The organism is Pseudonocardia sp. SID8383, assembly GCF_009864975.1.
In the GTDB taxonomy this organism is placed as follows: domain Bacteria; phylum Actinomycetota; class Actinomycetes; order Mycobacteriales; family Pseudonocardiaceae; genus Pseudonocardia; species Pseudonocardia alni.
The window spans coordinates 1-11,760 of the sequence record NZ_WWFY01000781.1 but is presented as its reverse complement, the minus strand read 5'-3'; the positions used below and the strand labels follow the sequence as shown (position 1 = coordinate 11,760).

Genomic DNA, 11,760 nt, shown 5'->3' with positions numbered 1-11,760 from the left:
AAGCGGTTGCTCCACGCATACCGTGCACCGGTCATACCGGACGGACGTGTCCCGGACCACACCGTTGCACACCCGTCGGAGCCCTCGACGACGAGGAGAGTGTCCGTGCGCCCGAGAACCAGGTCGCGTCCCGCCGTCCTCACCGCACTGCTGGCGGTCATCGGTCTCGCCCTCACCGGCTGCGCCGGTGCCGGCACGTTCGGCCTGCCCGAGGGTACGCGGATCGTGACGATCGCGATCGTGTCCAACCCGCAGATGGAGGACGCGATCGAGCTGAGCCCGCGGTTCGAGGCCGAGAACCCCGGCATCACCGTGCGCTTCGTGAGCCTGTCGGAGAACGAGGCCCGCGCCAAGATCACCGCATCGGTCGCCACCGGCGGCGACGAGTTCGACGCGGTGATGATCTCGAACTACGAGACCCCGCAGTGGGCCCGCAACGGCTGGCTGGTCGACCTCGACCCGCTGATGGACGCCACTCCCGGCTACGACCGGGACGACTTCACCCCGACCATCCGCGGCGCGCTCTCCGGCCCGGACGGACACATGTACTCGGTGCCGTTCTACGGCGAGTCGGCGTTCCTGATGTACCGCAAGGACCTGTTCGAGCAGGCAGGCCTGACCATGCCCGCGAAGCCGACCTGGGACCAGGTGGCGCAGTTCGCCGACCTTCTCACCGACCGCGAACAGGGCCGCGGCGGCATCTGCCTGCGCGGCAAGCCCGGCTGGGGAGAGGTCATGGCCCCGGTCGACGCGATGATCAACTCCTACGGCGGCCGCTGGTTCGACCAGGACTGGAACGCCCAGCTGACCTCACCCGAGGTGCGCAAGGCGGTCAACTTCTACGTCGACCTGGTCCGCCGCGACGGCCAGGCCGGTGCCGCGGGCTCCGGCTTCTCCGAGTGCGGCAACCAGTTCAGCCAGGGCAACACCGCGATGTGGTTCGACGCCACCGTCGCCGCGGGCCTGCTGGAGAACCCGGACGAGTCCAACGTCGTCGGGAAGGTCGGCTACGCCCCGGCACCCACCGGCGTCGACGGGCTGTCCTCGGGCTGGCTGTACTCGTGGGCGCTGGCCATCCCCCGCACCACCGCGGACAAGAGCCCGGAGCAGGTCGAGGCGACCTGGAAGTTCCTGTCCTGGATGACCTCGAAGCCGTACCAGAAGATGGTCGGCGAGGAACTCGGCTGGACCTCCGTCCCGCCCGGCGCACGCCAGTCGACCTACGAGATCCCCGAGTACGTCGCCGCCTCGCAGGCCTACGCGCCGCAGACCATCGCGGCGATCAACGCCGCGAACCAGGACCGGCCGACCCGCGACCCCGTCCCGTACACCGGGCTGCAGTTCGTCGGGATCCCCGAGTTCCAGGACCTGGGGACCCGGGTCAGCCAGCAGATCTCCGCGGCCATCGCCGGGCAGCAGACCGCTGACGAGGCCCTCGACCAGGCCCAGCAGTACGCCGAGACCGTCGGCGAGTCCTACCAGCAGAGCGGGGGCGACCGGTGACGACCACAGAGGCACCACCGCAGGCGGCACCGGAACGGCAGACCTCACCGACCGCGGAGCGTCGCGACGGCTGGATCCGCCGGGCACCGCTGCTCCCCGCGCTGATCTTCACGATCATCGTCACGCAGCTGCCGTTCCTGGTGACGATCTGGTACTCGCTGCAGTCCTGGAACCTGGTGCGCCCCGGCAGCCAGCGCTTCGTCGGGCTGGAGAACTACGCGACGGTGTTCACCGACTCGCAGTTCCGCGGCGTCGCGCTGAACTCGATCCTGCTCACCCTGGGCGCGGTCGCGATCGCGATGGTGCTCGGGCTGCTGATCGCGCTGCTGCTCAACCGCGCGTTCCTCGGCCGCGGCATCGTCCGGACGCTGATCATCACGCCGTTCCTGATCACCCCGGTCGCCGGTGCGCTGCTGTGGAAGTCGGTACTGTTCGACCCCACCTACGGCTTGGTGAACTTCCTGCTCTCGCCGTTCGGCGCCGGGCAGACCGACTGGGTGTCCACCTTCCCGCGGGCCGCGGTGATCGTCGCGCTGGTGTGGCAGTGGACGCCGTTCATGATGCTGCTGATCCTCGCCGGGCTCGGCTCCCAGCCGCAGGAGGTCCTCGAGGCCGCACGGATGGACGGGGCGACCGGGTTCGCGGTGTTCCGCGAGGTGACGCTGCCGCACCTGCAGCGGTTCATCGAGCTCGGTGTCGTGCTCGGCGCGATCTACCTGGTCAACACGTTCGACACGATCTACATGATGACCCAGGGCGGTCCGGGTACGGCGTCGGCGAACCTGCCGTTCTACATCTACCAGCGGGCGTTCCTGGGCTTCGACATCGGCGAGTCCGCCGCGATGGGCGTGGTCACCGTGGTGGCGACGATCATCGTCGCCACCCTGGCGCTGCGCCTGATCTTCCGCAGCTTCTCCGCCGCCGAGGAGGCGTGATGACCGCAGTCGCCGAACGGACCTCCACCCCCGCGACGACGCCGCGGAAGGCCTCGCGCGGGGCCGGGCCGCTGCTGAGCGTGCTGGCCTGGATCGTCGGGCTCGGGTTCTTCTTCCCCGTGCTGTGGATGGTAATGACCGCCTTCAAGACCGAGGCGCAGGCCGTCACGATCCCGCCGACGGTGTTCTTCGTCCCCACGTTCGACAACTTCGCCGAGGTGTTCGGCGGCGGGGTCGGGCCCTACCTGCTCAACTCGCTGTTCGCGACGGTCGCCTCGACGGTCCTGGTCCTCCTGCTGGGCACCCCGGCCGCGTTCGCGCTGTCGCTGCGGCCGGTGAAGAAGACCCAGGACGTGCTGTTCTTCTTCATCTCGACCAAGATGCTGCCGGTCGTCGCGGCGATCGTGCCGATCTACGTCGTCGTGAACTACCTGGGCGCCCTGGACAACATCTGGACGCTCGTCGTGCTCTACACGGCGATGAACCTGCCGATCGCGGTGTGGATGATGCGGTCGTTCTTCCTGGAGGTCCCCAAGGAACTCCTGGAGGCCGCGAGCATGGACGGGGCGTCGCTCTGGCGCTCGCTGCGCGAGGTCGTGCTGCCGATCATCTCGCCCGGCATGGCCGCCACCGCGCTGATCTGCATGATCTTCGCCTGGAACGAGTTCTTCTTCGCGGTGAACCTGACCGCCTCGCGGGCCGCGACCGTGCCCGTGTACCTCGTCGGGTTCATCACCTCCGAGGGCCTGTACTTCGCCAGTCTCTGCGCGGCGGCCACCGTGGCCGCGCTGCCCGTCGTCATCGCCGGCTGGATCGCCCAGAACAAGCTGGTCCAGGGCCTGTCCTTCGGGGCCGTCAAGTGATCGTGTTCGTGAACAGGATGGGAGCCCGCCGTGGCTGACGTGGTGTTCGACCAGGCATCTCGGATCTACACCCCCGGAGCCAAGCCGGCCGTCGACCGGCTGGACCTGACGATCGAGGACGGCGAGTTCGTCGTGCTCGTCGGGCCGTCCGGATCGGGCAAGTCGACGGCGCTGCGGATGCTCGCGGGCCTCGAGGAGATCGACAGCGGCTCGATCCGGATCGACGGCGAGAACATGGTCGGGGTCGCCTCCCGCGACCGGGACATCGCCATGGTGTTCCAGAACTACGCGCTCTACCCGAACAAGACCGTCGGGGAGAACATGGCGTTCCCGCTGAAGATGGCCGGGATCGACAAGGCCGAGCGGGCGGTCAAGGTCAAGGAGGCCGCCGAGATCCTCGGTCTGACCGACTACCTCGCCCGCAAGCCGCGCGCCCTGTCCGGCGGCCAGCGTCAGCGCGTCGCGATGGGCCGGGCGATCGTGCGCGAGCCGCGGGTCTTCCTGATGGACGAGCCACTGTCGAACCTCGACGCGAAGATGCGGGTGCAGACCCGCACCGAGATCGCGGCACTGCAGCGACGTCTGGGCGTCACCACCGTCTACGTCACCCACGACCAGGTCGAGGCCATGACGATGGGCGACCGCGTCGCGCTGCTCGCCGACGGGAAGCTGCAGCAGTTCGCCAGCCCGGCCGACCTGTACGACCGGCCGCAGAACGCGTTCGTCGCCGGGTTCATCGGTTCGCCGGCGATGAACCTGTTCACCGCGAAGGTGACCGAGCGCGGGGTGACCCTCGCCGGGCGGGAGGTCGCGCTGCCCCAGGACGTCCGGTCGACGATCGGGGCGCACCAGCTCACCGAGGTGACCCTGGGCATCCGTCCCGAGCAGTGGACGGTCTCCCCCGACGGCGGCGAGGGCATCCCGGCCCGGGTCGACGTCGTCGAGGAGCTCGGGTCCGACGCCTACCTCTACGGCACCCTGGCCGAGTCCTCCGGCGACCTGTCGGCGACGGCGTCGCTCACCGGCTCGCGCGACGACGCCGTCGTCGTGCGGACCGCGGGGCGCACCGGGGCGCGGCGCGGGGACCGGGTCGCACTGACGCCGTCGGCCGAGGGGCTGCACCTGTTCCACCCGGAGAGCGGCGACCGGCTCTGAGCTGGTCCGCCCGGCGACGCGAGGGGGTCGCCGGGCGGGTCGGCCCGGACGCGACGCGGCGAGCTGCCGAGGGGATCGCCGGGCGGGTCAGCCCGGATGCGACGCGGCGAGCTGTCCGCAGGCCGCGTCGATCTCCTGGCCGCGGGTGTCGCGGACGGTGCAGGCGACGCCGGCCGCGCGCACCCGGCGCACGAACTCGTCCTCGACGGGCTTCGGCGAGGCGTCCCACTCGCTGCCCGGCGTCGGGTTCAGCGGGATGAGGTTGACGTGCACCCGGGACGTGCCGATGTGCTGCCGCAGGACCTTCGCCAGCATGTCGGCGCGCCACGGCTGGTCGTTCACGTCGCGGATCAGCGCGTACTCGATGGAGACGCGGCGGCCGGTCGTGGTGGCGTAGCGCCGGCCCGCGTCGAGGACCTCGGCCACCTTCCACCGGTTGTTGACCGGGACGAGGGTGTCGCGCAGCTCGTCGTCCGGGCAGTGCAGCGAGATGGCCAGGGTGACCGGGATCCCCTCCTCGCGGAGCCGGTCGATCGCCGGGACGAGCCCGACGGTGGACACGGTGACCCCGCGCGCGGAGATGCCCAGCCCGTCCGGGGCCGGCTCGGTGATCCGGCGGACGGCGGCGACGACCCGCTTGTAGTTGGCGAGCGGCTCGCCCATCCCCATGAACACGACGTTCGACAGCCGGGTCGGCTCGTCCAGCACGCCGTCGCGGGCCTGGGCGGCGGCGCGGCGGACCTGGTCGACGATCTCGGCGGTCGACAGGTTGCGCTGCAGGCCGCCCTGGCCGGTGGCGCAGAACGGGCACGCCATCCCGCAGCCGGCCTGGCTGGAGATGCAGACCGTGGCCCGGTCGGGGTAGCGCATCAGCACGCTCTCGGCGAGCACGCCGTCGTGGCCGCGCCACAGCGTCTTGCGGGTGGCGCCGCCGTCGCAGGCCTTCTCGGTCAGCGGCGTGACCAGCGGCGGGAGCAGCGGGCGCAGCTTCTCCCGGACGTCACCGCCGAGGTCGCTCATGGTGTCGAGGTCGTCGGTGAGACGACCGAACCAGTGGCGGGCCAACTGGTCGAGGCGGAACCGCGGTACGCCGAGTTCCTGCGCGACGGCGGCACGGTCGGCCGGGTCGACGTCGGCGAGGTGGCGGGGCGGAGTACCGCGGCGGGGTGCGTCGAAGACGAGCGGGAGGCTGGACATGGCACCTCCAGTGTGCCAGCCCGGCCGCGGGTCAGCGGATCCCGGGGATCCGCACGTTGTAGCGCCGGGACAGGTCCTCCAGGATCCCGAGCCTGCGCGCGGCCGCGAGCCACAGCACGATCCCGGCGCAGAGCCCGGTGACCGGCACCGCGGACCCGGTCCCCTGCCCCTGGTAGGTCAGGGCCAGGAAGGCGCCGAACGCGGCGAGGAGCAGCACCAGGCCGCCGGTCGCGACGAGGCTGCGCTCCTCCAGCACGGTGGAGGCCTGGATCAGCAGCACCCCGACGAGGGCGGCGGACAGGGCGGTGGCCAGCTCGCCGTAGTCGACCAGGGACAGCAGCGACGGCAGCAGCACGACCCCGGCGACGCCGATCACGATCAGCCGCTGCATCCGCCGCTTCCGCTCGGGGTGCAGGGTCACCGCCATCGCCGCGTTGCGCCGGCGCACGATCCACAGGTACGCGGTCAGGAAGATCCCGAGCGCGACGAGGACGGTGGCGAACCCGTTCCCGAGACCGCCCGCACCGACCACCCAGGCCAGCAGGCCCAGGACGATCTCCAGGCTCGGCACGGGAACGCCCAGCGACGGCTGGCGCATCGTGTACGGCATGCACCCACGGTAGCGAGAGCGGCCCGGGACACGGCGCAGGTGTGGCGGAACGACACACCCGCCCCACCTCGAACCGGACATCATGGGAGGCTCGTCACGTGCCCGGGTCCCCGAACCCCGGGCCGCCACCACCACACCGCCGGGCCCCCGCCCGGCCTCCCCCAGGAGAGCCATGACCCTCCCCACGACGTCCTCCACCGCGCCCGATCCCGCCCCGCGCGCCGGAGGGCCCGCACTCGGCCGCCGCGCGATGATCGCCGGTGCCGGCGTGGCCGCGATCGGCGCGGTCGCCGCCTGCGGTGGCGGCGGTTCCACCACCGCAGGCGGCGGGCAGGCCCAGACCGGGGACGCCCCGCAGGGCTCCCCCGGCACCGTCCTCGGCCCGGCGTCCGCGGTGCCGGTCGGCGGCGGCGCGATCTACGCCGACGCGCAGGTCGTCGTCACCCAGCCGCAGCAGGGGACGTTCACCGGGCTGTCCGCGATCTGCCCGCACCAGGGCTGCACCGTCAGCCAGGTCACCGACGGTCAGATCGTCTGCCCGTGTCACAACAGCCGCTTCTCCCTCGACGGCGCCGTCGTCGACGGGCCGGCCCAGCGGCCGCTCGACCCGCGGCAGGTCACCGTCGCGGACGGGTCGATCACCCTGGCCTGAGGCCGCTCCCGGCGCCGCGGGCTCAGGGCGGCAGGACGAGGCCGTCGGCGCGGCGCCGGGTGTGGAGCCGGTAGCCCACGCGCACGGTGCGGTCGGCGACGTCGTCGATCGCCCGGCGCGCGGTGCGGGCGGAGAACTCGATGCGCAGAACCTCCTCCAGGTCCGCGCGGGTGTCGAACCGCCAGGTCGAGACGACCCGGCGCAGCGCGAAGCCGTGGGCGGCGAAGAACCGGTCGACCGCGGGCGGGTCGTAGCGGGGCAGGTCGGCACGCAGCCACGTCCCGTACGGCCGCACCGTGAAATCCAGGTCGATGACGGCGAGCACCCCGCCCGGGCGCAGTACCCGCTCGGCCTCGGCGAGCCCCGGTTCACAGCCCGGCCCGAAGAAGTACGCGGTGCGCGCATGGACCAGGTCCGCGCAGGCGTCGGGCAGCGGGAGCCGCTCGGCGCCCGCGGTGTGCAGGGTGATGCGGTCGTCTCCGGCGACCCGCCGTCGTGCCCGTTCGACCAGCGGCGGGTGCGGCTCGACACCGGTGACGGTGGCGGCATGCTCGGCGAAACGCGGCAGGTGGAAGCCGTCCCCGCAGCCGACGTCGACGACGTCGGCCCCCGCCCAGCCGCCGGTCCCGTCCCACAGCGCGGCCCAGAGCTCGCCGTCGGCGTCCTGGGCGCGGTTCTCGGTCTCGTAGACCTCGGGCCAGTTCCAGATGTTCGGGCTGGGGATGGCCGGGCCGGGCTTCGGCCGGCCGCCGAACCCCTGGTAGGTGCGCTTCACGCGATCGGGACGACGATCCCGAGGATCGCCCAGGCGACGAACGCGGTCGGCAGCAGCGAGTCCAGGCGGTCCATCAGACCGCCGTGCCCGGGCAGCAGGTGCCCCATGTCCTTGACGCCGATGTCGCGCTTCACCAGCGACTCGACGAGGTCGCCCAGCGTCGCGGTGGCGACCAGCAGCGCCCCGACGAGCGAGCCCCAGTACCAGGCAGTGCCGAGCAGCAGCGCGGCGCAGAGCGAGCCGACGAGCATGCCGGCGACCATCGAGCCCGCGAAGCCCTCCCAGGACTTCTTCGGGCTGATCGTGGGGGCCATCGGGTGCCGGCCCGCGACGACGCCCGCCGCGTACCCGCCGACGTCGGAGGCGACCACGCAGAGCAGGAATGTGAGGACCCGGCCCACGCCGTCCGGGGCGACGGTCAACTGCACGGCGAAGGCCACGAGCAGCGGGACGTAGACGGCCACGAACAGCGACGCGCTGATGTCGCGCACGAAGTGGGCGGCGCCGCTGCGCATCCGCCACAGCAGGCAGCCCAGCACGGTCGCGGCGAGGGCGATCGCGGCGCCCCGCAGGCCGAACGGCCAGGACAGCCAGACGACGGCCTGGCCGCCGACCAGCAGGACGGGCAGCGACACCCGGATGTCGGCGCCGCGACGCAGCGCACCCGCGAGTTCCCAGGTGCCGACCGCGGTGACGCCGGCCAGGACCAGCACGAAGCCCTGCCGCTCGATCAGCAGGCTCACCAGGATGACGACGCCGAGCCCGACGCCGACGGCGATCGCGGCCACCAGGTTGCGCCCGATCCGGGAGCGCTTGTAGCCCCTCTGCCCACGGACCGGCTTCGGCTCGACCGGCACGCCGGCCGGACCGTCACCGGGGAGGTCGGAGGTCACGGGGACGGCGGCGTCGGAGGAGGAGGGCACCGGGCTCAGACCTCGAGGAGCTCGGATTCCTTGTTCTTGACCAGCTCGTCGATCTGCGCGACGTAGCGGTCCGTGACGCCCTGCAGCTCCTTCTCGGCGCGGGCGACCTCGTCCTCGCCGGCCTCACCGTCACGCTGGATGCGGTGCAGCTCGTCCATCGCCTTGCGGCGCAGGCCGCGGAGCACGACGCGCGCGTCCTCGCCCTTGCCGCGGGCGACCTTGACCATGTCCCGGCGCCGCTCCTCGGAGAGCTGCGGGATGATCACGCGGATGATCTGACCGTCGTTGGACGGGTTGACCCCGAGGTCCGAGTCGGCGATCGCCTTCTCGAGCTGCTTGAGCTGGCTGGCGTCGTAGGGCTTGATGACCGCCATCCGCGCCTCGGGGATCGACACCGAGGCGAGCTGGTTCAGCGGGGTCCACGCGCCGTAGTAGTCCACGACGATCCGGGAGAACATGTTCGGAGTGGCCCGGCCGGTTCGCACCGACGCCAGATCGTCACGGGCGACCGTGACGGCCTTCTCCATCTTCTCCTCGACGTCGAAGAGGGTTTCCTCGATCACGGTTGCATCCCCCGGCCTGGTCGTACTCGCTGGCGGTCACGATCCTCTCACCCTCCGCCCGGGCGGTGCGCGGAGCACCACCCGGGCGGGGGTGGGACGGATCAGTTCTGGCCGACCTCGAAGCGCACGAAGTCGTTGATGGTCAGACCCGCCTCGTCGGCGACGGCCTTGACCGACTTCTTCGGGTCGACGACGGAGGCCTGCTCCAGGAGCACGACGTCCTTGTAGTAGCCGTTGACCCGGCCCTCGACGATGCGGGGCAGGACCTGCTCGGGCTTGCCCTCCTCGCGGGCGGTCGCCTCCGCGATCTTCTTCTCGTTCTCGACGATCTCGGCGGGGACCTGCTCGCGGGTCAGGTACTCCGGCCGGGCCGCCGCGACCTGCATCGCGAGGCCGCGGGCGGCCTCGGCGTCGCCGCCCTCGTAGGCGAGCAGGACGCCGATCTGCGGGGGCAGGTCGGTGGCGCGCTTGTGCAGGTAGACGGCCGCCTGGCCGTCGACCCGGGCGTAGCGCTTCAGCTCGAACTTCTCGCCGATGCGGGCGGACAGGGCCTGCACGGCCTCACCCACGGTGCCGTCCTCGAGCTTGGTCTCGCGCAGCGCGTCGAGGTCGGCCGGCTTCTCGGCGACCGCGGCGGCCAGGATCTTCTCGGCCAGCGCGATGAAGTCGTCGGACTTGGCGACGAAGTCGGTCTCGCAGTCCAGCTCGACCAGGGTGCCGCCGTCGGCGACGACCAGGCCGTTGGCGGTGGCGCGCTCGGCGCGCTTGCCGACGTCCTTCGCGCCCTTGATGCGGAGCAGCTCGACGGCCTTGTCGAAGTCGCCGTCGGACTCCTCGAGCGCCTTCTTGCAGTCCATCATCCCGGAGCCGGTGAGCTCACGGAGCCGCTTGACGTCGGCGGCGGTGTAGTTCGCCATCGGGTGTCTCTCGTCCTCTGGGTCGTGACGGGAAGGGGGTCACCGGGTCGCACCCGGCGGGCCCGCGGTGTGCGGGCCCGCCGGGTGCGCGCACTCAGTTCTGGGTGCCGTTGCTGGTGGACGCGGGGGCGGTCGCGACCGCCGCACCGTCGCCACCCGCGGCGGAGAGGCTGGCACCGTCGGAGCCGACCTCGTTGCCCGCCAGGACGTCCTGCTCCCACTCCGGGAGCGGCTGCTCCGTGGCGGCCTCGCCACCCTCGCCCCGGCGCTGGCCACGAGAGACCAGTCCGTCGGCGGCGGCCTTGGCGATGACCTTGGTCAGCAGCGCGGCCGAGCGGATCGCGTCGTCGTTGCCCGGGATCGGGAAGTCGACCTCGTCCGGGTCGCAGTTGGTGTCCAGGATGGAGACGACCGGGATCTTGAGCTTCCGGGCCTCGCCGACGGCGATGTGCTCCTTCTTGGTGTCCACGATCCAGACGGCGGACGGGACCTTGGACATGTCGCGAATACCGCCGAGGGTCTTCTCGAGCTTGTCCTTCTCCCGGGTCAGCGTGAGGATCTCGCGCTTGGAGCGGCCCTCGAAGCCACCGTTCTGCTCCATCGCCTCGAGCTCCTTGAGGCGCTGCAGGCGACGGTGGACGGTCTGGAAGTTGGTGAGCATGCCACCCAGCCAGCGCTGGTTCACGTACGGCATGTTGACCCGGGCCGCCTCTTCGGCGATGGCCTCCTGGGCCTGCTTCTTGGTGCCGACGAACATGATCGTCCCACCGTGCGCGACGGTCTCGCGCACGAACTCGTAGGCGCGGTCGATGTACGACAGCGTCTGCTGGAGGTCGATGATGTAGATGCCGTTGCGCTCGGTGAGGATGTAGCGCTTCATCTTCGGGTTCCAGCGACGGGTCTGGTGCCCGAAGTGCACGCCGCTGTCGAGCAGCTGCTTCATGGTGACGACGGCCATGGCCTGCGTTCACCTCTCGGTCGGGCGCGGCGGACGCCGCGCAGGCGGTTCGTGGGCCCACCGGTCGGCGGACCACCCTGGCGCCCGCGGCGGAGCCGGACCCGCCTCCCGGGTCGCACGTGCGTGCGACGTCAGATGGCAGGACCGCCCGGCCTCCGCTCCCGACGCCGTACCCTGGGGGAACGGCGCGACGGGCGAGCGGGCGCGCGAAGTCACCACGACGGACGTGGTGCGGCATCCAGTGTACGCCGGGGCTTTCGGGCCGATCGCGGCGGAGCCCGGTTCCGGCGGCGGTTGTCCACAACCGGCCGGTACGTCCACAGGACGACGGTCCACCCCGGCGACGAGCGGTCGTCGCCGCAGGCTGGACGGGTGCCTCTCCCCTCGCCGTCCGCTCCCCCGCCCCGGGGCCCGTGTCACGCGTCCCTGCCGGGATGGCGGACCGGGCTACGGGCGGGGGCGGTGCTGCTCGCCGTGGTGGTGACCGGAGTGGCGCTCGTGCCGCCGGGGGCGGCGGTCACCGCACCGGTGGTCCCTTCAGCGGTGGTCACGGCGCCGGCGGTCACGGCGCCGGCGGTCACGGCGCCGGCGGTCACGGCGTCGGCGGTCGCGGCGTCGGAGACCGTCGTCCCGACCACGGAGCCACCTCCCGGGGCCGACGGCATCCCGCCTCCGCCCGGCGACGGGCCCGCTCCGGGCGGGCCCCCGG

At 71.9% G+C, this 11,760-nt stretch carries 13 protein-coding genes; 5 read left to right on the top strand and 8 right to left on the bottom strand.

Going from position 1 to position 11,760, the window contains the following annotated elements:
* Positions 1 to 105: 105 nt before the first annotated feature.
* From GTW08_RS19060 to ugpC, 4 genes are all read left to right on the top strand, one after another.
* Positions 106 to 1,503, top strand: coding sequence for an ABC transporter substrate-binding protein (locus tag GTW08_RS19060; RefSeq protein ID WP_346009938.1), 1,398 nt, complete (start codon positions 106 to 108; stop codon positions 1,501 to 1,503).
* 74 nt (positions 1,504 to 1,577) lie between these two features.
* Complete coding sequence (locus GTW08_RS19055) at positions 1,578 to 2,438, top strand: carbohydrate ABC transporter permease (protein ID WP_083659123.1); 861 nt, start codon at positions 1,578 to 1,580, stop codon at positions 2,436 to 2,438.
* Positions 2,435 to 3,301, top strand: coding sequence for a carbohydrate ABC transporter permease (locus GTW08_RS19050; RefSeq protein WP_346009937.1), 867 nt, complete (start codon positions 2,435 to 2,437; stop codon positions 3,299 to 3,301). The genes GTW08_RS19055 and GTW08_RS19050 overlap by 4 nt, the downstream gene beginning before the upstream one ends.
* Positions 3,302 to 3,331: 30 nt before the next feature.
* Positions 3,332 to 4,456: a sn-glycerol-3-phosphate ABC transporter ATP-binding protein UgpC gene (gene ugpC, locus GTW08_RS19045; RefSeq protein WP_161152319.1), complete on the top strand. Its 1,125-nt coding sequence runs from the start codon at positions 3,332 to 3,334 to the stop codon at positions 4,454 to 4,456.
* Between the two features lie 87 nt (positions 4,457 to 4,543).
* Here ugpC and rlmN read toward each other — a convergent pair whose 3' ends face one another.
* Both rlmN and GTW08_RS19035 read right to left on the bottom strand, forming a co-directional pair.
* Positions 4,544 to 5,653: a 23S rRNA (adenine(2503)-C(2))-methyltransferase RlmN gene (gene rlmN / locus GTW08_RS19040; RefSeq protein WP_161152318.1), complete on the bottom strand. Its 1,110-nt coding sequence runs from the start codon at positions 5,651 to 5,653 to the stop codon at positions 4,544 to 4,546.
* 31 nt (positions 5,654 to 5,684) lie between these two features.
* Positions 5,685 to 6,263, bottom strand: coding sequence for a hypothetical protein (locus GTW08_RS19035; RefSeq protein ID WP_161152317.1), 579 nt, complete (start codon positions 6,261 to 6,263; stop codon positions 5,685 to 5,687).
* Between the two features lie 172 nt (positions 6,264 to 6,435).
* On the opposite strand from GTW08_RS19035, the gene GTW08_RS19030 reads away from it, so the two are divergent.
* Positions 6,436 to 6,915 (top strand): Rieske (2Fe-2S) protein, encoded by a 480-nt coding sequence (locus GTW08_RS19030; protein WP_161152316.1) that lies wholly within the window; start codon positions 6,436 to 6,438, stop codon positions 6,913 to 6,915.
* A 22-nt stretch (positions 6,916 to 6,937) separates the two neighbouring features.
* On the opposite strand, the gene GTW08_RS19025 is transcribed toward GTW08_RS19030, so the two are convergent.
* From GTW08_RS19025 to GTW08_RS19000, 6 genes are all read right to left on the bottom strand, one after another.
* Entirely contained in the window at positions 6,938 to 7,690 is a 753-nt protein-coding gene (locus GTW08_RS19025; RefSeq protein ID WP_161152315.1) for a methyltransferase domain-containing protein, read from the bottom strand.
* Positions 7,687 to 8,547, bottom strand: coding sequence for a phosphatidate cytidylyltransferase (locus tag GTW08_RS19020; protein ID WP_253067152.1), 861 nt, complete (start codon positions 8,545 to 8,547; stop codon positions 7,687 to 7,689). The genes GTW08_RS19025 and GTW08_RS19020 overlap by 4 nt, the downstream gene beginning before the upstream one ends.
* A 71-nt stretch (positions 8,548 to 8,618) precedes the next feature.
* Positions 8,619 to 9,176, bottom strand: a complete 558-nt coding sequence (gene frr / locus GTW08_RS19015) for a ribosome recycling factor (protein WP_020622047.1) — start codon at positions 9,174 to 9,176, stop codon at positions 8,619 to 8,621.
* Positions 9,177 to 9,277: 101 nt separating this feature from the next.
* Entirely contained in the window at positions 9,278 to 10,093 is an 816-nt protein-coding gene (gene tsf / locus GTW08_RS19010) for a translation elongation factor Ts (RefSeq protein ID WP_073578170.1), read from the bottom strand.
* A gap of 94 nt (positions 10,094 to 10,187) precedes the next feature.
* Complete coding sequence (gene rpsB / locus GTW08_RS19005; RefSeq protein ID WP_161152314.1) at positions 10,188 to 11,051, bottom strand: 30S ribosomal protein S2; 864 nt, start codon at positions 11,049 to 11,051, stop codon at positions 10,188 to 10,190.
* Positions 11,052 to 11,467: 416 nt separating this feature from the next.
* Positions 11,468 to 11,689, bottom strand: a complete 222-nt coding sequence (locus GTW08_RS19000) for a hypothetical protein (RefSeq protein ID WP_161152313.1) — start codon at positions 11,687 to 11,689, stop codon at positions 11,468 to 11,470.
* Between the last annotated feature and the right edge of the window lie 71 nt (positions 11,690 to 11,760).

What these genes read in the sequence shown, in the direction of transcription:
- rlmN (WP_161152318.1), bottom strand. Translation starts at nt 5,653, where the DNA reads ATGTCCAGCCTCCCGCTCGTCTTCGACGCACCCCGCCGCGGTACTCCG.
- GTW08_RS19035 (WP_161152317.1), bottom strand. Translation starts at nt 6,263, where the DNA reads ATGCCGTACACGATGCGCCAGCCGTCGCTGGGCGTTCCCGTGCCGAGC.
- GTW08_RS19030 (WP_161152316.1), top strand. Translation starts at nt 6,436, where the DNA reads ATGACCCTCCCCACGACGTCCTCCACCGCGCCCGATCCCGCCCCGCGC.
- tsf (WP_073578170.1), bottom strand. Translation starts at nt 10,093, where the DNA reads ATGGCGAACTACACCGCCGCCGACGTCAAGCGGCTCCGTGAGCTCACC.
- rpsB (WP_161152314.1), bottom strand. Translation starts at nt 11,051, where the DNA reads ATGGCCGTCGTCACCATGAAGCAGCTGCTCGACAGCGGCGTGCACTTC.